Here is a 21358-nt window from a genome sequence, read left to right on the forward strand (position 1 = left end):
TGACGATGCGGTCGAGGGCCTAGGCTGGTGTGGGTGGGTGCGCGCCTGTGCGCCCCGACAGCAGACACGAAACGTGCGAAAGTGGGCGATCCCCGAGTGTCCCCGAAGGCTGAGTCAGAGTCGATCAGCGCGCTGCGCGCCTCGTTCGGTGCGAACGAGTGGCTGGTCGACGAGCTCTACGACCAGTACCGCGCCGACAAGAACTCCGTCGATCCGGCGTGGTGGGAGTTCTTCGAGGACTACCGGCCGGACGGCGACGACGCCGCGGCCGCCGGTGCCCCGAAGAACGGCACGAACCACGCGGCCCCGGCCGCCGCGCCCTCGGCGCCGGCAGCGCCCGCGCCCGCAGCGCCCGCCGCCCCGGCTGCTGCGACCCCCACGCCCCGCGCCGTGGAGGCGACGCGCGAGCCCGCGCTCCCCGCCGAGCCGAGCGCCCCGTCGCCCACGGCCCCCCGCCCCGTCGCGACGGCGCAGCCCGCCACCGCCCCGTACGCCGACGTCCCCGTGGCCCGCTCCGCGAACGCGCTGCCCGCCGAGGCCGCCGACGAGCCCACCAAGCTCCGCGGCCCCGCCGCGCGCGTCGTGACGAACATGGAGGCCAGCCTCCAGGTCCCGACGGCCACGTCGGTGCGCGCCGTCCCGGCCAAGCTCCTCGTCGACAACCGCATCGTCATCAACAACCACCTCGCGCGCACGCGCGGCGGCAAGATCTCCTTCACGCACCTGATCGGCTTCGCGCTCATCGAGGCCGTGGGCGAGATGCCGTCGATGAACGCGTCGTACACGCAGGTCGACGGCAAGCCCGGCATCCTCAACCCGGCGCACGTCAACCTCGGCATCGCGATCGACCTGCCCAAGCCCGACGGCTCGCGCCAGCTCGTCGTGCCCGCCATCAAGGGCACCGAGTCGATGGACTTCGCGCAGTTCTGGAACGCGTACGAGGACGTCGTGCGCCGCGCCCGCACCAACAAGCTCACGGTCGACGACTACAGCGGCGTCACGATCTCGCTGACCAACCCGGGCGGCATCGGCACGGTGCACTCCGTGCCGCGCCTGATGAGCGGCCAGGGCGCGATCGTCGGCGTCGGCGCCATGGACTACCCGGCCGAGTTCGCGGGCGCCTCCGAGGAGCAGCTCGCGCGGCTCGGTGTCTCGAAGGTCGTCACCCTCACCTCGACCTACGACCACCGCATCATCCAGGGCGCCGGCTCGGGCGACTTCCTGCGTCTGATCGGCAACAAGCTGCTCGGCCAGGACGGCTTCTACGACCGCGTCTTCGCGGCGCTGCGGATCCCGTACGAGCCGGTCCGCTGGGCACGTGACAACAGCACCGACCCCGAGGCGGAGGCCGTCAAGCCGGCTCGCATCGCGGAGCTGATCCACGCCTACCGGTCGCGCGGCCACCTCATGGCCGACACCGACCCGCTGACCTACCGCCAGCGCAAGCACCCGGACCTCGACATCCAGAACCACGGCCTGACCCTGTGGGACCTGGAGCGGACGTTCCCGACGACGGGCTTCGGCGGGAAGTACCAGGACACCCTGCGCAACATCCTCGGCCTGCTGCGCGACGCGTACTGCCGCACCATCGGCTTCGAGTACATGCACATCGCGGACCCGGCACAGCGCAAGTGGATCCAGGAGCGTCTCGAGGCCGGCTACGCCCGGACCCCGCGCGAGGACCAGCTCCGGATCCTGCGCCGCCTCAACTCCGCCGAGGCGTTCGAGACCTTCCTCCAGACGAAGTTCGTCGGGCAGAAGCGCTTCTCGCTCGAGGGCGGCGAGTCGGTCATCCCGCTGCTCGACGCCATCCTGTCCCGCGCCGCGGAGAACGGCCTCGACGAGGTCTGCATCGGCATGGCCCACCGCGGCCGCCTCAACGTGCTCGCGAACATCGCCGGCAAGAGCTACGCGCAGATCTTCGCGGAGTTCGAGGGCAACGTGGACCCGAAGTCGGTCCAGGGCTCGGGCGACGTCAAGTACCACCTCGGCACCGAGGGCATGTTCACCGCGGAGTCCGGCGCGCAGACGCAGGTCTACCTCGCGGCGAACCCGTCCCACCTGGAGGCCGTGGACCCGGTGCTCGAGGGCATCGTCCGCGCCAAGCAGGACCTCATCGACCTGGGCGGCGACGGGTTCTCCGTCCTGCCGATCATGATCCACGGGGACGCGGCCTTCGCGGGCCAGGGCGTCGTGTCCGAGGTGCTCAACCTGTCGCAGCTGCGCGGGTACCGCACGGGCGGCACGATCCACGTCATCATCAACAACCAGGTCGGCTTCACGACCGCCCCCTCGTCGTCCCGCTCGACGACGTACGCGACCGACGTCGCGAAGGGCTACCAGATCCCGATCTTCCACGTGAACGGCGACGACCCCGAGGCGTGCGTGCGCGTCGCGGAGCTCGCCTTCGCGTTCCGCGAGCAGTTCGACCGCGACGTCATCATCGACATGGTCTGCTACCGCCGCCGCGGCCACAACGAGGGCGACGACCCGTCGATGACGCAGCCGCTCATGTACAACCTCATCGAGGCCAAGCGCTCGGTCCGCAAGCTCTACACCGAGAACCTCGTGGCCCGCGGCGACCTGACGGTCGAGGAGGCCGAGCAGGCGCTCAAGGACTACCAGACCCAGCTCGAGCGGGTCTTCACCGAGACCCGCGAGGGCGGCTACACCCCGCCGGCCGAGACGGAGCCGATCGCGGGCCTCGAGCGTCCTGAGTCCCAGCGCGAGGACGCCGGCACGGTGGTCGGGTGGAAGACGGCGATCTCGCCCGCGACGCTCGAGCGCGTCGGGGCGGTCCAGGTCGCCGCGCCCGAGGGCTTCACGGTCCACCCGAAGCTCCAGCAGATGCTCGCCAAGCGGCACGAGATGTCGACGCAGGGCGGGATCGACTGGGGCTTCGGCGAGCTCGTCGCGTTCGGCTCGCTCCTCATGGAGGGCACGCCCGTGCGCCTCGCCGGGCAGGACTCGCGCCGCGGCACGTTCGTGCAGCGCCACGCCGTCCTGCACGACCGCGAGACCGGCGCGGAGTGGACGCCGCTGCTGTACCTGTCGGCGGACCAGGAGAAGTTCTGGGTCTACGACTCGTCACTGTCGGAGTACGCGGCGCTCGGCTTCGAGTACGGCTACTCCGTCGAGCGCCCGGACGCGCTCGTCCTGTGGGAGGCGCAGTTCGGCGACTTCGTCAACGGCGCGCAGACGGTCATCGACGAGTTCATCTCGTCGGCGGAGCAGAAGTGGGGCCAGAACGCCTCGCTCGTCATGCTCCTCCCCCACGGCTACGAGGGGCAGGGGCCCGACCACAGCTCGGCCCGCATCGAGCGGTTCCTGCAGATGTGCGCGGAGGACAACCTCACCGTCGCGCAGCCGTCGACGCCGGCGTCGTACTTCCACCTGCTGCGCCGCCAGGCGTACGCCCGGCCGCGCCGCCCGCTCGTCGTGTTCACCCCGAAACAGCTGCTGCGCCTCAAGGCGGCGGCGTCGGGCGTCGAGGACTTCACGAGCGGCACGTTCCGCCCGGTGATCGGCGACGCGACGGCGGACCCGACCAAGGTCACGCGTGTGCTGCTGTGCACGGGTCGCGTCTACTACGACCTCCTCGCCGAGCGGACCGCTCGCAAGGACGAGACCGTCGCGATCGTGCGCCTCGAGCAGCTCTACCCGTTCCCCGAGGACGAGATCCGCGACGAGCTCGGCCGCTACGCGACCGCCGACGTCGTCTGGGTCCAGGACGAGCCGGAGAACCAGGGCGCCTGGTCGTACGTGCACATCAACCTGCCCGACGACCTGCCGGAGGTGAAGGTCGTGTCCCGTCCGGCCTCCGCGTCGACCGCGGCCGGCACCGCCAAGAAGCACAAGGCGCAGGCGGCGACCCTGCTGGAGCAGGCGTTCGGGCGCTGAGCACCATCTGACGAGGCCCGGCGGCCGCACGGTCGCCGGGCCTCGTGCCGTCCGAACGAGCACACTGGACGCGCACACCCCTGCCCGCACCAACGCAGGGGCCACCTGGCCCGAGTCCCGCCACCCCGGTGGCAGGACCCGGACCGAGAAGAGGGGAAGACCCGTGGAACACCACCTCCTCGGCCGCACCGGCCGACTCGTGTCCGTCGTCGGGCTGGGCACCTGGCAGCTCGGCACCGACTGGGGAGACGTCAGCGAGGCCGACGCGCACGCCGTGATCGACGCGTCGCTCGAGGCCGGCGTGACGTTCGTCGACACCGCGGACGTGTACGGCGACGGCCGCAGCGAGCAGCTCATCGGCTCCTACCTGGCCGAGCACCCGGACGCACAGGTCACCGTCGCGACGAAGATGGGCCGCCGGGTCGAGCAGGTCCCCGAGGCGTACACGCTCGACGCCTTCCGCGGCTGGGTCGACCGGTCCCGCACGAACCTGCGCACCGACCGCCTCGACCTGGTGCAGCTCCACTGCCCGCCGACGGCCGTCTACTCCGACGACGCCGTGTTCGACGCGCTCGACACGCTCGTCGACGAGGGCGCGATCGCCACCTACGGGGTGAGCGTCGAGCGGACCGAGGAGGCGCTGACCGCCATCGCGCGTCCGAACGTCGCGACCGTGCAGATCATCCTCAACGCGTTCCGGCTCAAGCCGCTCGACGAGGTCCTCCCGGCCGCGTCCGAGGCGGGCGTCGGGATCATCGCGCGCGTGCCGCTGGCGTCGGGCCTCCTGTCCGGCCGGTACACCGCGCAGACGACCTTCCCTGAGTCCGACCACCGGACGTACAACCGGAACGGCGAGGCGTTCGACGTGGGCGAGACCTTCTCCGGGGTCGACTACGAGACGGGCGTCGAGGCGGCGCAGGAGTTCGCACGGCTCGTCGAGGAGCTGGGCGCCCCCGAGGACGGTGCCCCCGCGCTGACGCCCGCCCAGGCGGCGATCGCGTGGCTGTGGCAGCAGTCCGGCGTGTCGACCGTGATCCCGGGCGCGCGCAACGCCGACCAGGCCCGCGCCAACGCCGCCGCCGGTTCGGCGCGCGTCCTCGGCCCGACCTTCGAGCGCGGCGTCCGCCGCATCTACGACGAGCGGTTCCGCGCCGCCCTGCACGAGAAGTGGTGACGAGATGACCGACACGACGCACGCGCCGTCGGGCGCCCAGACGACGCTGCGCCGCGGCGCGCACGAGGTGGTCGTGACCGAGGTGGGCGCGACCCTGCGCGCCTACACGGTCGACGGCCTCGAGGTGGTCCAGCCGTACGCGGAGGACCAGATCGCGCCCGCGAGCCACGGTGCGGTGCTCGCCCCGTGGCCGAACCGGCTCCGGGACGGCGCGTACACGTTCGACGGCACGGACCACCAGGTCCCCGTGACCGAGGTGGCCCGCATGACGGCGCTCCACGGGCTCGTGTGCTGGGTCCGGTTCGAGGTCACGTCGCGGACGACGACGGACGCCGAGGACGCGGTCGAGCTCACCCACCGGATCGTGCAGACGTCCGGGTACCCGTTCGACGTCGTCGTCACGGTCCGGTACGCGCTGAGCGACGCGGGCCTCACGGTCACGACCACGGCCACCAACGACGGGGCGGTCCGCGCGCCGTACGGCGTGGGCTTCCACCCGTGGCTGTCGACGCGGGGCGCCGCGGTCGACGACTGCACCCTGCGCCTCGACGCCGACACCCGGGTCACGACGGACGAGCGGCTGCTGCCCGTGGGCACCGAGCCGGTCGCCGGGTCGTTCGACCACCGGGTCGCGTCCGCGCTGAAGGGCGCGACGCTCGACGACGCGTTCGTCGGGGTGCTGCGCGACGCGGACGGGCTCTCCTGGGCCGAGCTGGGCACTCCCGACGGGCGCACGACCCGGCTGTGGATGGACGAGACGTTCGGCGCGTGGCAGGTCTGCACGGGCGACTTCATCAACCCGCCGAGCATCCGCCGCAGCGCCGTGGCCGTCGAGCCGCAGACCTGCTACGCGGACGCGTTCCGCACCGGCGACCTGCTGGTCGTGCTCGAGCCGGGCGCGTCGCACACCTCGACCTGGGGCCTGACGCTCGCCTGAGGGCGCCCACACGCGCGTGCGGACCGCCGGCTCCCAGGGATCCGGCGGTCCGTACGTCACAATGATCGAGTGGTGGACGCGGACGGACGGAGCACGGTGAAGCAGACGAGCCAGGCCGGCGTCCCGGCACAGGCGGGCGCCGCCGGGGACGACCGCACCGAGCTGCGCGTGTGCGTGGTCGGCGACGAGCTCGTGGCCGGCGCCGGCGACGCGCGGGGCCTGGGCTGGACGGGCCGGGTCGCCGCCCGCACCCGGTTCGACGGCGTCACGGTGGTGATGCCGCTCGCCATCCCGGGCGAGGGCTCGTCGGCCCTGTCGCAGCGGTGGGACGCCGAGACGTCACGCCGATTCTCGACCGCGCCCGGGGCGGACAACCGGCTCGTCGTCGCGCTCGGGCGGCACGACGTCGACACCGACCTCTCCCTCGCGCGCAGCCGCCTCAACCTGGCGAACGTCCTCGACGTCGCGGAGCAGCGCCGGCTGCCGACCTTCGTCGTCGGGCCTCCGCCCGGCGCTCCGGAGCAGAACGGACGGCTCCAGGAGCTGTCCGACGCCTACGCCGACGTCGCCAGCCGGCGCCGGGTGCCGTACGTCGACACGTTCGGACCGCTCGTCGGGCACGAGCAGTGGCTCGGCGACCTCGCGACCGGCCCCACGGGCATGCCCGGCCAGGCCGGCTACGGGCTCATGGCGTGGCTCGTGCTCCACACGGGCTGGCACGCGTGGCTGGGCCTGCCGGACCCGGCTCTCTGACCGCGGCAGGGGAACGGGTGCCCGGAGCCCCGTGAGCAGCAGCGCGACCCCGAGCACGTCCTGCCCCTACCGCAGCGTGGCGCGGATCGCGGCGCGCGCGGAGTCGAGCACGGTACGTGCGGTCTCGACGGTCACTCTGCTCACCGCGTCGACGGCGTCCGCGCGCCGCAGCTCGGCCCGCAGGTCGTCGCGGAACGCCTGGAGCATCGCGTCGACCTCCCGCCGTGCCCGGTTCGACGCCGCCCGGGCCTGCCGCCCGCGGTCCTGTGCGTCGGACGCCGGTCCTCGTGGCGTGCGACGCGCCTCCTGGCGTGCCTCCTGGGCAGCGAGCGCGAGCTCGGCGCGCAGCCCCTGCATGGAGCTGGCGACGTCCTCGCGCAGCGACTGCGCACGCTCGCGCACCGTCTCGTCGATGCCGCGCTCGAGGCGGGCTACGTCGTCAGCCCGGGCGGCGAGCTCCTCGCGTCCCGCGTCGGTCAGCGCGTAGGGGGCGGTCCGGCCCGACGCGGCCCTGCGGACGAGGCCCTCCTCCTCGAGCCGTGCGAGCCGCGGGTAGACGGTGCCCGCGCTCGGGCGGTACGTGCCGCCGAACCGGTCCGAGAGCGCGGTGATGAGCTCGTAGCCGTGACGCGGGCCGTCGGCGAGGAGCGCGAGCAGGTAGAGGCGGAGCTCGCCGTGCGCGAAGACGGCGACCATCAGGCGTCCCGCCCGTCGGTCGTACCGGGACCGTCGGTGGCGGCGTCGTCGGGTGCGCCGCGCTCGAGGACCGTGACGTCGCCGGACACGACGCTCACGACCGCAGTGCCGAGCGGCTTCACCCCGTCGAGCACGACGCCCTTGTGGTGCCGGTCGGCCTGTTCGACGCCGTCGACGGTGACGCGGCCGCTCGCGGCCGAGAGCTTGAGGGTGAGACGGTCGACGTCGGGCGCCCGCAGGACGACGTCGCCCGAGACGGCGGAGACCTTCGCGGTCCGTGGGGTGCTCGTCAGGTCGAGCGCGAGGTCGCCGGAGACCGTGCTGGCCTTGATGACGGGGACGTCCCCGGCGAGGGTGACGACACCCGACACGCTCGAGCTCGTGACGTCACCCGTGTGGTCGCGGACCACGAGCTCGCCGGAGACCGTGCTGACCGTGAGGTCGCCGGTGCACTGGTCGACGACGACGGGGCCGCTCACGGTCGAGACCTTCGCGGGGCCCCGCAGGCCTGCGACGAGGCCGTCGGCCTTGACCACGGCCAGCTTGAGCGCGACGTCCGCGGGGACGGTGATCTGCACGTCCGCGGACTCGTCGGAGCGGAACAGCCGGAACTTCTCGGCGAAGCCCGCGAAGCCGAGGTTGCGGTAGCCGACCTTCAGCCTCCGGCCGGACAGCTCCACCTCCAGCGGACGTCCCGTGAGCGCGTGGACCTCCACGCGCGAGCCGGGACCGTCTCCCGCGACGACGTCGACCCGGCCGCGCACCAGCGTGACCTCGAGCTCGGCGACCGTCTCGGCGACGTCGATCGTGGTGGGCTCCGCCACCGTCCAGTGCTGTCCCATCGCTGTCCTCCGCCCTCGCGCCAGACGACGCGATATATCTCGTTGATGCACACACGTTATATCGCGTCCGTGGCGTCGGCAACCCCCGCCGTGTGGGACCATGGGGGGCGAACCCCTACACGACTCGAAGGAGACAGCCATGAGCAAGCGCGGGCGCAAGCGTCGCAGCCGCAAGGGCAACGCCGCGAACCACGGCCGTCGTCCCAACGCCTGAGCACCCTCAGGCAGGACGGCACGAGGCCCCGGTCTCCTCACGGAGCCCGGGGCCTCGTCATGTCCGGTGTCGGCCGGGTCCTCAGATCCCGCGCGTGATGACCGCCGTCGCCGAGAACTGCGCGTACAGGCGCGCGCGCAGGGTCGCCGGAGCACGGTCCGCGCACGAGCGGCGCAGCAGCTGACGCACCAGCTCGTCCAGGCTCAGCTCGGCCAGGCACGGCGAGCAGTGCGCGAGGTGCGCACGCATCCGCGCGGCGTCGTCCTCGGTCATCTCCGAGTCCAGGTACTCCCACAGGTGCTCGGCGACGTGCTCGCACTCGTCGTCGCTGCTCACCGCGTGCGGGATCGGCTCGATACCCTCGGCGGCGCCTGCGTCGCCCGAAGGAACGTTCCTGCTCACGACTGACCTCCCGTGCTCGTCCCCACGAGCCCTCGATCCTGTGCGTAGTCGGCCAGCAGCTCCCGCAGCTGGCGCCGCCCCCGGTGCAGACGGGACATCACGGTGCCGATCGGCGTCCCCATGATCTCCGCGATCTCCTTGTACGGGAAGCCCTCGACGTCCGCGTAGTACACGGCCATGCGCCGGTCCTCCGGCAGCTGTTGCAGCGCGGCCTTGATGTCCGAGTCGGGCAGGCGGTCCAGCGCCTCCGCCTCGGCGGAACGCAGCCCCTGCGACGTGTGCGACGCCGCGCGCGCGATCTGCCAGTCCTCGACGTCCTCCGCGTTCGACTGCAACGGCTCGCGCTGCTTCTTGCGGTAGGAGTTGATGAACGTGTTCGTGAGGATCCGGTACAGCCAAGCCTTGAGGTTCGTGCCCGGCTTGTACTGGTGGAACGCCGCGTACGCCTTGGTGAACGTCTCCTGCACCAGGTCCTCGGCGTCCGCGGGGTTCCGGGTCATCCGGAGCGCGGCGGAGTAGAGCTGGTCGAGGTAGGCCAGCGCGTCCCGCTCGAAGCGCGCGGCACGGGCCGCCTCGTCCTCGGTCGCGGGCGCGCGGTCGGTGTCGTCGGGGTCGACGTCGATCGTCGGGGCGGGCGAGCCGGCCGCGGGGGCCGGGTCGCGTGGGGTCTCAGTCATCGTCACCGAGCCTAGTCCCCCGGCCCGTGCCAGGCCCGGGGTCGTGGCCCCGTGCCCCGCCGGCCGCGCCAGGTGCACCGTCGGCCACCCGCCGTCGCCGTCGCCGAAAGGGACCGGCCGCACGTCGGACCGGACCGCAGGACTCTCGAGCACACCGCACGTCACGTACACCGGAACGTCTCCCCGGGCACGGAACATTCCCGCTGCGCCGAGGCACAGACCTCGTTCTCGCGCAGCAGGCGTTCGCGCGCCTACCTCGCAGAGCGGACGACGGCGCGACGGCGCGACGGACAGACACGACGTCACCGGGGCGCGGCAGGGGTCAGGGTTCCGTCTCTTCCCCGGTCGCGACCGTGAGGACGCCGTCGAGCTCGCTGAGCGCCCCCACGACCGACTCGACGTCCCCGCGTCCGCCGAGCCGCACCGTGACCTCCACGGAGGTCGCGTCGGTCGTGCCTCCGTCGCCCGGGATCTGCACGTGCCCCTGCTGCGAGGTCGCCAGCTCGCGCACCGCGAACCCTGCCTCGGTGACCACGGCGAGGACGTCGCGCAGGAGCCCGCGACCGTCGAGGTACTGGACGCGCAGCATCGGCCACGGCCCGCCGAGGTGCTCGCGCACGAAGCCCGCGAGCGGCGCGAGCAGCAGGATCGCGACGAAGTACGCGACGGTCGTGACGAGGGCGAGCACGAGGAGGCCCGCACCTGCGGCGGCGCCGACGGCGGCCGTCAGCCAGACGCTCGCCGCCGTCGTCAGGCCGCGCACCGAGCCACGGCGGACGAAGATGATGCCGCCGCCGATGAAGCCGAGACCGGACACGATCTGCGCGGCGACGCGCGACGGGTCGAGGACGACCTGCCCCGAGACCAGGACGTCGGTGAACCCGTACTTGGACACGAGCATGAACAGCGCCGACCCGAGGCCCACGACCGTGTAGGTCCGCACGCCGGCGGACTTCTGCTTGAGCTCGCGCTCGAGCCCGATCGCCGCCGACAGGACGAACGCGGCGCCGAACTCGGCGACCTGGGTCCAGCCCTGGCCGGTCGGCTCGAACGAGAGGGCAGCGTGGACGACCATCCCTCCAACGCAGGCAGCACCGCGAGCTCCAGCACCACGGACGCCGTCGCCGGTCCGCCGCTCGACCACCTCGCCCGCGGTGGCGTGCGAGCGGACGGTGCGACAGTCTGGACGGATGCTGCTGCGACACCTCGCCCGCCCCCTCCTCGCCGTCCCCTTCGTGTACGACGGCGTGAGCGCGGTTCTCCACCCCGCACCCCACGTCGAGGTCGCCCAGGCCGCGCTCGACCAGATGGGCACCGTCGTGCCGGCGGTGCGCGAGGCGACCCGGGGCCGGGTCACCCTCGTGGTCCGCGCGCACGGCGCCGCCACCGCGGTCGCCGGCCTCTTCCTCGCCTTCCACAAGGCTCCGCGGACCGCGGCGCTCGTCCTCGCGGCCCTGACCGCGCCCCTCGCGGCAGCGAGCCAGCCGGTCACGGGCGGCCCCGGACCTCGGGGCGAGCGCGCCACGCGCTTCACGAAGGCGCTCGGCCTCACGGGCGCAGCGCTGCTCGCGGCCGCCGACACCGAAGGTCGCCCCGGCGTGCGGTGGCGCGTGCAGCACGCCCGCGACGAGCGGCACGCACGGCACGAGGCCGTCGACGAGGCCGTGAGCGCGGCCGTAGCGCACGAGGCATAGCGGACACCAGGGCCACAGACCTCGCCCCTCCCTCCTCCCCACGGATGGGATCGCTCTCACGTTACGATCCTGCAACGATATGACGGGTGTGTCCGTATAAGGAACGGCGAAATTCCGGGCCTTCATCACTACTGCACCCGTATCATCCGTTCCTCCTCGAATCGGATGTGTCGGACTCGCTCCACGACTGTCCTAGGCTGCGGTCGCCGTCGACCGAAACCGAAGAAGCGAGCTCTCACCGATGACTGCTGCACGCCGACACCTCCGCATCGCCACCGCCCTCGCCGGACTGACACTGCTCGGGATCGTCTCCGCCCCCTCCGCGCTGGCCACCGCGACCCACCACACCGGACCCGACGACCAGGGACAGCGCACCTCCTCCGGCCACGACTGGACGTACGACGCCCCGACCTGCGGCCACGGCGTCACGGTCCGCTACCCCTCCGACCTCCCGGCCGGGCAGGCGAACGACGTCAACGTCGAGGTGAAGAACCTCGACACCGGCGAGAAGAAGACCTTCAACTTCCACCACGACAAGGGCACCTGGTCGGGGACCCGGCACTTCAACCCCACCGAGCGGGAGGACTGGCCCGGCTGGACCCACTTCGCGTACACGTGGGTCCAGGTCGGCGGCACGAACTACCACTGGCAGGACTCGGTCGGGTGCCGCTGCGGCGCCACCTCCACGCCGACGCCCGACCAGGACTCGACGCCCCGGACCACGCCGACCCGAACGACCGGGACCACGCACCCCGCCACGAGCGCCCCCGGCTCGACGAGCCCCGCCACGACCACCGCCGCCCCTGAGGCGAGCCCGACGGCGACGGGCACCGCCACGCACGCCGCGCCGTCGGCCGCGACCACGCCCGCCGCTGCGCAGGTCGCGAAGGCGACGCCGGCCGCCACGAACAGCGCGACCGCGAGCCCCACGACCGTCGTCCTGGCGGCGGGCGGGACGGCCACCACCGCCGCCACCGCCGCCGCCTCCACCAGCGCTGACGCGGCCGCCGGAGCGTCCCCCGACCTCGCCGAGACGGGTGCCCCGGTGCTGCCGTACGTCGTCGGGGCCGCGCTGCTCGTCGCCGCGGGCGGCACCCTCCTGGTCGTCCGCCGCCGCTCCGCCTGACCCCCTGACCGGCCCGTGGGCGCGCCCGCCCCTGCGCGTCCACGGGCCGATAGCCTGAGACCATGACGACCCCCGGGACAGCGCCGCTCACCGCCCTGCCGACCGACGACGCACCCTGGACCGCTCCGGTCGCCACCCACCCGCTCGACGCGACCGTCGAGGTCCCGGGCTCCAAGTCGCTCACCAACCGGCTGCTCGTCCTGGCGGCGCTGGCCGAGGGGCCCGGTGTCCTGCGCGGTGCCCTGCGCAGCCGTGACTCGGACCTCATGGCGGCGGGGCTGCGCGCGCTCGGGGTCGGCGTGGAGGTCGACGGGTCGACCGTCCGCGTGACCCCCGCTCCCCTGCGCGGCGATGCGGACGTCGACTGCGGGCTCGCCGGGACCGTGATGCGGTTCCTGCCGCCCGTGGCCGCGCTCGCTGACGGCCCCGTCCGCTTCGACGGCGACGAGGCCGCGCGCGTGCGTCCGATGGCCCCCGTGCTCGACGCGCTGCTCCAGCTCGGCGTGGCCGTGGACGACGCCGGACGGGGACGGCTCCCGTTCACCGTGACCGGCACCGGCGCCGTGCGAGGCGGGACCGTCGACGTCGACGCGTCCGCGTCGAGCCAGTTCGTGTCGGGGCTGTTGCTCGCAGGCGCCCGGTTCGACGGGGGTCTCACGGTCCGCCACGTCGGCCCCCGGCTGCCGTCGCTCCCCCACATCGAGATGACCGTCCTCACGCTGCGCGAGGTGGGCGTCGAGGTCCAGGTCTCCGGCCTGGGCGGCGCGCCCGACGACGTCCCGACCTGGCGCGTCCTGCCCGGCGCCGTCGCCGCGCGCGACGTCCGGGTCGAGCCCGACCTGTCGAACGCGGCGCCGTTCCTCGCCGCGGCGCTCGTCGCCGGCGGCTCGGTGCGCGTACCGGGATGGCCCGCCGAGACCACGCAGCCCGGCGCGCTCGTCCCCGGCATCCTCGAGCGGATGGGCGGCCGCTGGTCCCTCGACGACGGCGTCCTCACGGTGACCGGCGACGGCACCGTCCACGGCATCGACGTCGACCTGTCCCCCGCAGGCGAGCTCGCACCCACGGTCGCGGCGCTCGCCGCCGTCGCCGACTCTCCGAGCCGGCTCCGTGGCATCGCGCACCTGCGCTTTCACGAGACGGACCGCCTGGCCGCGCTGCGCACCGAGATGGTCGCGCTCGGCGGCGGCTGCGAGGAGACCGACGACGGCCTCGTCGTCACGCCGGCGCCGCTGCACGGTGGCGTCTGGCACTCGTACGCGGACCACCGGATGGCGACGTCGGGCGCGCTCGTCGGGCTCCGGGTGCCGGGCGTCGCGGTCGAGAACGTGTCCACCACCGCCAAGACCCTCCCGGGCTTCACGGCCCTGTGGTCCGGGATGCTCGCCGGCGGGCGGGGCTGAGGCCGTGGGCCGCCGCGTCCTCGACGAGTCCGACGTCCGGTCGCGCCCGTCGCGCCGCGGCACCCGCCCGCGCACCAAGCAGCGCCCCGCCCACGAGGACGCCGCCCGCGGCATGGTGACCGCCGTCGACCGCGGAAGGTACACGCTGCTCCTCGACGAGGACGGCCCCGACGAGCGCACCGTCGTCGCCATGAAGGCGCGCGAGCTCAACCGCGACCGCGTGGTGTGCGGCGACGGGGTCGACGTCGTCGGGGACACGAGCGGGGGCGAGGGGACGCTCGCCCGGATCGTGCGGATCGGGGAGCGCCGGACCGTGCTGCGGCGCACCGCCGACGACACCGACCCCTACGAGCGGATCGTCGTCGCGAACGCCGACCAGCTCGTCATCGTCACCGCGCTCGCGCAGCCCGAGCCGCGGACCGGGTTCATCGACAGGGCCGTCGTCGCCGCCTACGACGCCGGGATGGACGTCCTCCTCTGCCTCACCAAGGCGGACCTCGCGAGCGCCGACGAGCTGCGCGACCTGTACGAGCCGATCGGCGTGCGCGTCGTCGTGACCCGGCGCGAGCCGGACGGGCCCGTGGTAGGCGTCGACGCGCTGCGCGACGCGGTCGCCGGGCGGGTCTCGGTGCTCCTCGGGCACTCCGGCGTCGGGAAGTCGACGCTCGTCAACGCGCTCGTCCCCGGGACCGGCCGCGCGACCGGGCACGTCAACGACGTCACCGGCCGCGGCCGCCACACGTCCACGTCGGCGGTCGCGCTGCGCCTCCCCGTGCCCGACGGCGGCCTCGCACCCGGGGCACGCCGCGGCTGGGTCATCGACACCCCCGGCATCCGGTCGTTCGGGCTCGCGCACGTCGAGGTCGACCGCGTGCTCCGGGCGTTCGAGGACCTCGACGCGGTCGCCGTCGAGCGGTGCCCGCGTGGCTGCACGCACCTCGCCGACGCCCCCGACTGCGCGCTCGACGCGTGGGTCGACGAGGCGCCCGACGACGTCGTGCGCGAAGCCCGGGCGGCGCGGCTCGCGTCGTTCAGGCGGCTCGTCGAGGCCCGCGCGTCGGCCGAGCGGGACTGACGGCCGCCCGCCGCAGTCCACCATCTCTCCCGCCGAGCACGGGCTTTGCGCGCGTCAGCGCGCACTGACGGCCGCGCACCCCGTGCTCGAGGGTCCGAGATCCCGTCCTCGCGACGTAGGCGGCGCGGACGCCTACGTCGCGGTGAGGGAGGACAGCGAACGAGGCGTCCCGGTCGGCGAAGGAGGCGCACGTCCGGCGAGCGGTACGGGCACCGCGGCCGCGCCACCACTACGTTGTCCTCATGACCCGCTACGACGACGACCTACGTCTGGCGCACGTGATCGCCGACCAGGTCGACCAGCACACGATGTCCCGGTTCAAGGCCCTCGACCTGCACGTCGAGACGAAGCCCGACCACACGCCGGTCTCCGACGCCGATCGCGACGCCGAGCGGATGATCCGGTCGACGCTCGAGCGGGCGCGCACCCGCGACGCGATCCTCGGCGAGGAGTTCGGGGCGACGGGGTCGTCGCCCCGCCGCTGGATCCTCGACCCCATCGACGGCACCAAGAACTTCGTCCGCGGCGTGCCCGTGTGGGCGACGCTGATCGGCCTGGTCGACGGGGACGAGGTCGTCGCCGGGCTCGTGTCCGCTCCGGCGCTGGGGCGGCGGTGGTGGGCGGCGAAGGGCTCGGGCGCGTGGACCGGCAAGTCGCTGTCCGCGGCGACCCGCCTCCAGGTCTCCGGCGTGACGGAGCTCGAAGACGCCTCGTTCTCCTACTCCAGCCTGACCGGCTGGGAGGAGCGCGACCGGCTCGACGCGATGCTCGACCTGCACCGCACCGTCTGGCGCTCCCGCGCGTTCGGGGACTTCTGGTCGTACGTGCTCGTGGCCGAAGGCGCCGTCGACGTCGCCGCGGAGCCGGAGCTCGAGCTCTACGACATGGCGGCGCTGGTCCCGATCGTGACCGAGGCCGGTGGGCGCTTCACCGGCCTCGACGGCAAGCCGGGTCCCTTCAGCGGGAACGCGATCGCCTCGAACGGCCACCTCCACGACGTGGTGCTGGACTACCTCGGCGACTGACCGCGACGTCGTCCTCCCCGCGGGGGACTTCGCGGTCAGCGCGGGGCCTGGTCCAGCTCGGTCCAGTCGTACCAGAGCAGGTCGCGGTCGACGACGGCCTGGAGCGCGTCGTCGAGGTCGGCCTCGGCGACCTGCCCCACGCGCAGGACGTCGGGCCCGGCGTCGGTCTCGTCGACGTGCGCGCACACGACCTGCGCGTCGACGTCGTCGGTGACCTGCACCGTGCTGGACGACACGTCGTCGCCGGACTCGACCGCGGTCCCGACGACGCCGTCCGGCACCTCGACGGTCACCACGACGCGCAGCGGCGACGACGCCCCCTGCAGGACGAGCCCGAGCGAGTCGTCGGCGGCGGCGAGCCAGGCGGCGTACTCGAGACCTTCGTCGTCCTCGTCAGGCAGCTCGGCGCGCAGCGCGGGCGTGACGGCGTGCGCGACGCGCGGACCGATCGGCCAGGTGGCCCGGGCGGTGGTGGTGGTCACGGTGTCGAGGTCGTTGCGGGTCGCGGGCACGTACAGGCGCATGGCCTCAGTGTGCCCGCTCGAGGGCCTCGCGTCGTACCGGGTCGCCGAGACCGGAGCCGTCGGGAGCCTGGCGGGCGGGCAGGAGCTCGCGCACCCGACCCGTCAGGGCGGTGAGCGCCGAGCGGACCGACGACGAGGGCGCGCACTCGGCGATCACCCTGCCCTCGAGCACGGCCCGGTCGCACGCGGCCGGGTCGTCGGGCAGGAGCACAGGCGCGTCGACGCCGGCGTACCGGGCGAGGACGTCGCTGACCGCCTGGGCGGGGCGGCTCCCGCTCGCACGTCCTCGGACCCGGTTGACGACGACGACGCGGGGCGCGAGGACGCCGGCGTCGTCGAGGTCCCCGAGAGCCCGGACGAGCCGTTGGATGCCGACGGGGTCCGCTCCCCCGACGACGACCACGACGTCCGCCGCGCCCAGCGCCGACAAGGTGGCCGCGTTGCGCTGCGGTGCCCGCGTGTCATACGTGAGGAGCTCGTCGTGCTCGAGGGAGAAGCCGCAGTCGACGACGGTCACGTCGGCGATCTCGCGGGCCTTCTCCCAGACGACGTCGAGCGAGGAGGAGGGGAGCTCGACCCACCGCGCAGGGCGGGTGATGCCGGTGAGCACCCGCAGGCGGGCGAGCACGTAGGGGCTGAGGCGCGCGAGCGTGACGGCGTCGAGCACGCCCTGGGCGGCCGCGCGCGAGGCGGAGGCGAGCCCGACGGACTCGTCGAGCATCCCGAGGAGCTGGGCGACGACGCCGCCGTAGGTGTCCGCGTCGGCGAGCAGCACCTCGACGCCGGGCTCCGCGGTCCCGCCGCGGCGCCGGCCGGTCCGCCGACCCGCACCGGCGAGCTCGGCCGCGAGATTGACGGCGACCGTCGAGCGCCCCGGCGCCCCGGTGGGGCCCCAGACAGCCACGACGCTCCCGGCGCGTCGCACGACGGGCGCCTCGTCGAGCCGGGGCATCGCACCCGTCTCGGGGCGGGCGGGGTCGCGCAGGGCGTCGCGAACGGTCCCGGCGAGCGTCGCGCCGTCGGCGAGCGCCGTCGTGAGGGCGAGGAGCCGGTCGGGACCGAGGGCGCGGACGCGCTGCTCCTCGTGCGCGGTGTCGTCGTGCAGCACGACGACCCGCACCCCGGCCTCGTGGAGCGCCGCGACTGCGGACCGGTCGAGCCCGGTCAGGTCGCTCGACACGACGGCCACGGCGCCGAGACCGGCCGCCGACGCGGCGAGGAGCTCCGCGACGTCGGCGCAGCGCCGGACGACGACCGTGCCGGGGTCGGCAGCGAGAGTCGTGGCGACGCCTGCCTCCGCGGGTCCGCGGACCGCGCAGAGGACGGGGACGGGGGTCGGGTCGGAGAGCGCACTCACCGGGCGCCGCCGGGCACGACGGTGACGGTGCCGTCGGCAGCGAGCGCCGCGAGGACGGTGGGCAGGTCGTCCTGGGGCACGAGGACCTGGACGGTGGTCTGGCCTCCGCCGACGAGGCTCGAGCCGGGCTCGTCGACCTGGGCGACGACGGCGCTCTCCGTGATCCGTCGCGGCGCGGCCGCGGCGTCGGAGCCAGCCGCGCCGGTGGCCGCCTTGGGCACGAACCACACGTCGACCGTGGAGCCGGCCTCGACGCGGTCGGAGAGCGTGCCGCCCACCGGCACGGCGACGGTGCGGACGTGGACGTCGGAGGCCTTGCCCAGCACGGCCCGCGGCAGGAGCTCGCCCGAGCGCACGACACCGGTCACGACGGTCCCGGCGGCGAGCCCGCCGCCCTCGGGGGCAAGGTAACGGGCCGCCTCGCCCCCGAGGTTGACGTCGACGACGCGCAGGTCGGAGGCGGCGACGGCGTCGCCCGGCACCAGGTCGTGCGCGGCGACGTACACCGGCGCGGTGTCGCGTGCCGAGGACACGACGGTCGCCCCGAGCGCGACGGAGCCCGCGACGAGGGCGCACCCGACGAGGAGCCTCGGGTCGCGCCAGGTCGGACGGCGCAGCCGCGGGGCGACCGGGGCCGGGAGCTGTTCGAGGGTCGGCCGGAGGGTCGTCGTCATCGTCGGTCCGTCTCCTTGGGGAGGTCGTGGGGGTGGTCTGCCGGGTGGGGTCCGATCGCGCCGGGCAGGACGCAGTCTCTCGCGTACCGGCGCATCACGGCCGGGTCGCCTGCGGTTCTGTGGACAACGGGCCCGGGGCAAGGTCCGCGTGCCAGACTCAGGTCATGGCTTCCCGGTTCCTCACGCTCGCCGACGTGATGGAGGTGCTGAACATCTCCTCGGCGCAGGCGTACGCCCTCGTCCGGTCGGGGGACCTGCCCGCGATCCAGGTCGGCGGACGCGGTCAGTGGCGGGTCGAGGCGACCGTGCTCGAGGAGTACATCCAGCACCAGTACGCGCAGACGCGGGCACGGATCGACGCCGGCACGCTCGACGAGCGCGCCTGACCGTCGTTGATCCCCCTGCTGCGGCGTCACGTGGTCAGACCACCTCGCTGACGCACAGCACCCGGTCGAGCGGGACCGCGGTCGTGGCCGGTCGCTGCGGACGCCCCCAGCCACCGAGGTCGGCCTGCCCGGGTCCGTGGCCGCCGGTGTCGTGGCCGCCGGTGTCGTCGAGCTCGACGTAGTCCTTGCCGACGCGGGCGATCCGTCCGGCGACCGTGCCGGCACGCGTCCGCACGAGCACGCGCACGCGGTCACGGGCGAGCGCCCGGAGCGCCGGGGCGAGTCCCAGACGGCGCTCGACGACGCCCGCACCGGGGGCCGCCAACGGCGCCGCGCCCTGGACCCACGCGACCGCGCGGAGCGGGACGAGGTGGCGGCGCACGCCTTCCTCGAGCTCGAACCAGTGCTCCGCAGCGGAGGCGACGCGGCCGCGGACGAGCGTGCCGTCGTCGAGCGCGACCGTCATGAGCGACCCGCCGGAGGCGCGCAGCCGCGCACCGAGCGCGACGGCCGCGTGCTCGGCCCGGGTGAGGTCCTCGACGCGGGCGTCGAGCTCGCTGCGGGTCATGGCGGCGAGCTGCGCCTCCATGTCCTCGAACAGGTCGTCCCAGCGCACGCGCCACAGGGTGCACGAGTAACGGATCTCTCGGTCGCGCTCGTCCACATGGCGAACACACCTCTTGACCCGAGCCCATCATTCGGCTTTGATCGACGCCAGGCGACACCAAACGACACCAAACGCGATCATCAGCGACCAGGGGACGGGGATCGACATGGCCCGCACAGAACAGCGCACCACCGCGGCGGCGCGCGTCGCCGACGGAGCCGGACCCCTCGGGGCACTCGCGGGGCTCCTGGGGCTCGTCGTCGCGGCCCCCACGCTCGCGGCCTGGCTCGTCGTCGTCACCCACGGGCTCGTCGCGCCGGCGCTGGGGCCGGACCTCGACCTCGCCTCGCGGCTCGACGTCCTCGGCGTGGAGCGCCTCGTCGCCGTCCCGATCCTCCTCATCGGTGCCGTCGTCGCGGTGCGCCTGACGGTCCACACGCTCCTCGCGCTCGGCTACGTCGCCGCCGCCCGTGCCGGGCGGCCGCTCCCCCGGCTCCGGAGCGTCGTCGCGCGGCGGGCGCCCGTCCTGGTCCGCGCGCTCGCGCGACGCGCAGTCGGGGCGGGCATGGGCATGGGCATGGGCATGAGCCTCGGGGCCGGGGTCGCGCTCGCCGGGACGGCAGCGGCCGTCACCGCGCCCGCTGCCATGGCCGCGCCCGCGGCGGTCACGGTCGTCGAGCAGGGCGCTGCAGGGTCAGGCGCCGACGCGGGTACCGATTCCGCCGCGAGCCGGCCCGACGCCGCGCGGCCGGCGAACGCCCTCGACCTCGGGTGGCACGAGACCGTCACCACACCCGACGACGGCACCCGTCATGCGGCCGCCACGAAGGCCCGCTCGGGCACCCAGGCCGCGGCGCTCGACCTCGGCTGGCACCCGCTGGCGGCAGCACGTCCGGCCGCTGCGGCGTCGACCGTCGCACGAGCCACCGACGCGGAACGACCCACCCACGTGACCGTCCGCCGCGGCGACTCCCTGTGGGCCGTCGCCGCCGCGCACCTGGGCCCGCACGCGACCGACGCCGAGATCGCCCGCGCGTGGCCCCGCTGGTACGAGGCCAACAGCCACGTCATCGGCGCCGACCCCGACCTGCTGCTCCCCGGAACCGTGCTCGTCGCACCGGAGCCGGCATGACCCGCCCGCCGGGCGGCAGCGACCGCCCCCACGACCCGACCCACGAGACGCTCGCCCCGAAGGAGACCGCGATGACCGCTCTCGCCGCACCCGCCCACCCCGCCCGCGCCGTCCGCAACCCGGGCCGACCCACCCACCCGCGTGGCAGCGGTGTGCGGGTGCGCGCGACGCCCGCCCCGCGGCGCGGCGACCTCCTCGACGCGGAGCCCGTCCCCGTCGTGCCTCTCGTGCGCGTGAGCGGCCCGCGCGTCGTCGCCGACCTCGACGAGCTCGCCGACCGCGCCCGACGGCTCACGTCCGACGCGCCGCTCCATCCCCTTCCCGTGGCGTCCACCGGCTCGGTGGACGGCGAGCCGGAGCTCACCGACCCGACCCGCCTGTGCTGCGCCGTCGTGCGGGGAGCCGTCGAGGTCGCCCGCGGCGACCGACCGGTCGCCCAGCTCGCGCGCTGGGTCAGCCCGACCGTGCTCGACGCGCTCGGCACGCGCGCGGCGCTGGTGCGCGGCCTGCCCCGCCCTACCCGGGTGCCCCGGCCCGCCCTCGTCCGTCGGGCGCGGGTCGTCCGGCTGGGCCCGACGGTCGCCGAGGCGAGCGTCGTCGTCGAGGACGTCGACCGGGTCCGCGCGGCGGCGCTCCGCGTCGAGGCGCACCGCGGGCAGTGGCGGGTCGTGGCGCTCGAGATCGGCTGACCCCGGGGAGCTCTGTCGGCCGGGGCGCGAACGACGACGGCGCCGGGACCCGCAGGTCCCGGCGCCGTCCT

General features: G+C 74.3%; 22 protein-coding genes. 13 read left to right on the top strand and 9 right to left on the bottom strand.

The features are described from left to right. Positions 1 to 96: 96 nt before the first annotated feature. The 4 genes from KDY119_RS12580 (at position 97) to KDY119_RS12595 (ending at position 6764) form a co-directional block, all read left to right on the top strand. On the top strand, positions 97 to 3900 hold the full coding sequence (locus tag KDY119_RS12580; RefSeq protein ID WP_153022740.1) for a multifunctional oxoglutarate decarboxylase/oxoglutarate dehydrogenase thiamine pyrophosphate-binding subunit/dihydrolipoyllysine-residue succinyltransferase subunit: 3804 nt from the start codon (positions 97 to 99) through the stop codon (positions 3898 to 3900). Positions 3901 to 4063: 163 nt separating this feature from the next. After that, a complete protein-coding gene (locus KDY119_RS12585; RefSeq protein WP_036946590.1) occupies positions 4064 to 5074 on the top strand; it encodes an aldo/keto reductase in 1011 nt (336 codons plus the stop codon). A 4-nt stretch (positions 5075 to 5078) separates the two neighbouring features. Then, the gene (locus tag KDY119_RS12590; RefSeq protein WP_036946593.1) at positions 5079 to 6011 is read left to right on the top strand and encodes an aldose 1-epimerase family protein; all 933 of its coding nucleotides are present in this window, start codon (positions 5079 to 5081) and stop codon (positions 6009 to 6011) included. 162 nt (positions 6012 to 6173) lie between these two features. Continuing rightward, a complete protein-coding gene (locus KDY119_RS12595; RefSeq protein ID WP_036948069.1) occupies positions 6174 to 6764 on the top strand; it encodes a GDSL-type esterase/lipase family protein in 591 nt (196 codons plus the stop codon). Between the two features lie 66 nt (positions 6765 to 6830). Here the strand turns inward: KDY119_RS12595 and KDY119_RS12600 are convergent, their stop codons facing one another. Together KDY119_RS12600 and KDY119_RS12605 are read right to left on the bottom strand one after the other, a co-directional pair. Beyond that, positions 6831 to 7460, bottom strand: a complete 630-nt coding sequence (locus KDY119_RS12600) for a PadR family transcriptional regulator (protein WP_036946595.1) — start codon at positions 7458 to 7460, stop codon at positions 6831 to 6833. Further along, a complete protein-coding gene (locus KDY119_RS12605; RefSeq protein WP_051136171.1) occupies positions 7460 to 8302 on the bottom strand; it encodes a DUF4097 family beta strand repeat-containing protein in 843 nt (280 codons plus the stop codon). The genes KDY119_RS12600 and KDY119_RS12605 overlap by 1 nt, the downstream gene beginning before the upstream one ends. A gap of 139 nt (positions 8303 to 8441) precedes the next feature. Here KDY119_RS12605 and KDY119_RS19430 point away from each other — a divergent pair, with 139 nt between their 5' ends. Beyond that, complete coding sequence (locus KDY119_RS19430) at positions 8442 to 8516, top strand: 50S ribosomal protein bL37 (RefSeq protein ID WP_098459088.1); 75 nt, start codon at positions 8442 to 8444, stop codon at positions 8514 to 8516. Positions 8517 to 8597: 81 nt separating this feature from the next. Here KDY119_RS19430 and rsrA read toward each other — a convergent pair whose 3' ends face one another. The 3 genes from rsrA to KDY119_RS12620 all read right to left on the bottom strand — a co-directional run bounded on the left by rsrA (position 8598) and on the right by KDY119_RS12620 (position 10670). Further along, positions 8598 to 8918, bottom strand: a complete 321-nt coding sequence (rsrA, locus tag KDY119_RS12610) for a mycothiol system anti-sigma-R factor (RefSeq protein ID WP_227994332.1) — start codon at positions 8916 to 8918, stop codon at positions 8598 to 8600. After that, the gene (locus KDY119_RS12615; RefSeq protein ID WP_407657401.1) at positions 8915 to 9760 is read right to left on the bottom strand and encodes a sigma-70 family RNA polymerase sigma factor; all 846 of its coding nucleotides are present in this window, start codon (positions 9758 to 9760) and stop codon (positions 8915 to 8917) included. Before KDY119_RS12615 ends, rsrA begins: the two co-directional genes overlap by 4 nt. Before the next feature lie 157 nt (positions 9761 to 9917). Then, positions 9918 to 10670: an MgtC/SapB family protein gene (locus KDY119_RS12620; protein ID WP_036946598.1), complete on the bottom strand. Its 753-nt coding sequence runs from the start codon at positions 10668 to 10670 to the stop codon at positions 9918 to 9920. 115 nt (positions 10671 to 10785) lie between these two features. On the opposite strand from KDY119_RS12620, the gene KDY119_RS12625 reads away from it, so the two are divergent. The 5 genes from KDY119_RS12625 (at position 10786) to hisN (ending at position 15918) form a co-directional block, all read left to right on the top strand. Continuing rightward, entirely contained in the window at positions 10786 to 11289 is a 504-nt protein-coding gene (locus KDY119_RS12625; protein WP_153022385.1) for a DoxX family membrane protein, read from the top strand. A 241-nt stretch (positions 11290 to 11530) separates the two neighbouring features. Then, the gene (locus tag KDY119_RS12630) at positions 11531 to 12415 is read left to right on the top strand and encodes a hypothetical protein (RefSeq protein WP_153022386.1); all 885 of its coding nucleotides are present in this window, start codon (positions 11531 to 11533) and stop codon (positions 12413 to 12415) included. Between the two features lie 62 nt (positions 12416 to 12477). Then, entirely contained in the window at positions 12478 to 13818 is a 1341-nt protein-coding gene (gene aroA, locus KDY119_RS12635) for a 3-phosphoshikimate 1-carboxyvinyltransferase (RefSeq protein ID WP_153022387.1), read from the top strand. Between the two features lie 4 nt (positions 13819 to 13822). After that, on the top strand, positions 13823 to 14893 hold the full coding sequence (gene rsgA, locus KDY119_RS12640) for a ribosome small subunit-dependent GTPase A (RefSeq protein ID WP_036946607.1): 1071 nt from the start codon (positions 13823 to 13825) through the stop codon (positions 14891 to 14893). A gap of 242 nt (positions 14894 to 15135) precedes the next feature. Further along, a complete protein-coding gene (gene hisN / locus KDY119_RS12645; protein ID WP_036946610.1) occupies positions 15136 to 15918 on the top strand; it encodes a histidinol-phosphatase in 783 nt (260 codons plus the stop codon). Positions 15919 to 15953: 35 nt separating this feature from the next. On the opposite strand, the gene KDY119_RS12650 is transcribed toward hisN, so the two are convergent. Genes KDY119_RS12650 through KDY119_RS12660 form a run of 3 tightly spaced genes read right to left on the bottom strand, consistent with a single transcriptional unit; the run spans position 15954 to position 18473 of the window. After that, positions 15954 to 16442, bottom strand: a complete 489-nt coding sequence (locus KDY119_RS12650; RefSeq protein ID WP_036946613.1) for a DUF6912 family protein — start codon at positions 16440 to 16442, stop codon at positions 15954 to 15956. Positions 16443 to 16446: 4 nt separating this feature from the next. Then, the gene (locus KDY119_RS12655; protein ID WP_153022388.1) at positions 16447 to 17799 is read right to left on the bottom strand and encodes an AAA family ATPase; all 1353 of its coding nucleotides are present in this window, start codon (positions 17797 to 17799) and stop codon (positions 16447 to 16449) included. Continuing rightward, positions 17796 to 18473 carry an SAF domain-containing protein gene (locus KDY119_RS12660; RefSeq protein ID WP_153022389.1) on the bottom strand — a complete coding sequence of 226 codons (678 nt, stop codon included), beginning with the start codon at positions 18471 to 18473 and terminating at the stop codon, positions 17796 to 17798. The genes KDY119_RS12655 and KDY119_RS12660 overlap by 4 nt, the downstream gene beginning before the upstream one ends. Positions 18474 to 18637: 164 nt before the next feature. Between KDY119_RS12660 and KDY119_RS12665 the strand changes: the two genes are divergently transcribed. Next, the gene (locus KDY119_RS12665) at positions 18638 to 18859 is read left to right on the top strand and encodes a helix-turn-helix domain-containing protein (protein WP_036946616.1); all 222 of its coding nucleotides are present in this window, start codon (positions 18638 to 18640) and stop codon (positions 18857 to 18859) included. Positions 18860 to 18893: 34 nt separating this feature from the next. Here KDY119_RS12665 and KDY119_RS12670 read toward each other — a convergent pair whose 3' ends face one another. Continuing rightward, positions 18894 to 19475, bottom strand: a complete 582-nt coding sequence (locus tag KDY119_RS12670) for a hypothetical protein (RefSeq protein ID WP_194174209.1) — start codon at positions 19473 to 19475, stop codon at positions 18894 to 18896. Between the two features lie 157 nt (positions 19476 to 19632). Between KDY119_RS12670 and KDY119_RS12675 the strand changes: the two genes are divergently transcribed. Then, a complete protein-coding gene (locus tag KDY119_RS12675) occupies positions 19633 to 20598 on the top strand; it encodes a LysM peptidoglycan-binding domain-containing protein (protein ID WP_153022390.1) in 966 nt (321 codons plus the stop codon). Beyond that, entirely contained in the window at positions 20595 to 21287 is a 693-nt protein-coding gene (locus tag KDY119_RS12680; RefSeq protein WP_153022391.1) for an Rv3235 family protein, read from the top strand. Before KDY119_RS12675 ends, KDY119_RS12680 begins: the two co-directional genes overlap by 4 nt. The last annotated feature ends 71 nt before the right edge of the window (positions 21288 to 21358 follow it).

Source organism: Luteimicrobium xylanilyticum, assembly GCF_009429125.1.
Lineage (GTDB): Bacteria > Actinomycetota > Actinomycetes > Actinomycetales > Cellulomonadaceae > Luteimicrobium > Luteimicrobium xylanilyticum.

Coding starts and splice junctions, on each gene's coding strand:
- KDY119_RS12590 (WP_036946593.1), top strand. CDS start 5,079: ATGACCGACACGACGCACGCGCCGTCGGGCGCCCAGACGACGCTGCGC.
- KDY119_RS12600 (WP_036946595.1), bottom strand. CDS start 7,460: ATGGTCGCCGTCTTCGCGCACGGCGAGCTCCGCCTCTACCTGCTCGCG.
- KDY119_RS12605 (WP_051136171.1), bottom strand. CDS start 8,302: ATGGGACAGCACTGGACGGTGGCGGAGCCCACCACGATCGACGTCGCC.
- KDY119_RS12620 (WP_036946598.1), bottom strand. CDS start 10,670: ATGGTCGTCCACGCTGCCCTCTCGTTCGAGCCGACCGGCCAGGGCTGG.
- KDY119_RS12625 (WP_153022385.1), top strand. CDS start 10,786: ATGCTGCTGCGACACCTCGCCCGCCCCCTCCTCGCCGTCCCCTTCGTG.
- KDY119_RS12630 (WP_153022386.1), top strand. CDS start 11,531: ATGACTGCTGCACGCCGACACCTCCGCATCGCCACCGCCCTCGCCGGA.
- aroA (WP_153022387.1), top strand. CDS start 12,478: ATGACGACCCCCGGGACAGCGCCGCTCACCGCCCTGCCGACCGACGAC.
- hisN (WP_036946610.1), top strand. CDS start 15,136: ATGACCCGCTACGACGACGACCTACGTCTGGCGCACGTGATCGCCGAC.
- KDY119_RS12650 (WP_036946613.1), bottom strand. CDS start 16,442: ATGCGCCTGTACGTGCCCGCGACCCGCAACGACCTCGACACCGTGACC.
- KDY119_RS12660 (WP_153022389.1), bottom strand. CDS start 18,473: ATGACGACGACCCTCCGGCCGACCCTCGAACAGCTCCCGGCCCCGGTC.
- KDY119_RS12665 (WP_036946616.1), top strand. CDS start 18,638: ATGGCTTCCCGGTTCCTCACGCTCGCCGACGTGATGGAGGTGCTGAAC.
- KDY119_RS12675 (WP_153022390.1), top strand. CDS start 19,633: ATGGCCCGCACAGAACAGCGCACCACCGCGGCGGCGCGCGTCGCCGAC.
- KDY119_RS12680 (WP_153022391.1), top strand. CDS start 20,595: ATGACCCGCCCGCCGGGCGGCAGCGACCGCCCCCACGACCCGACCCAC.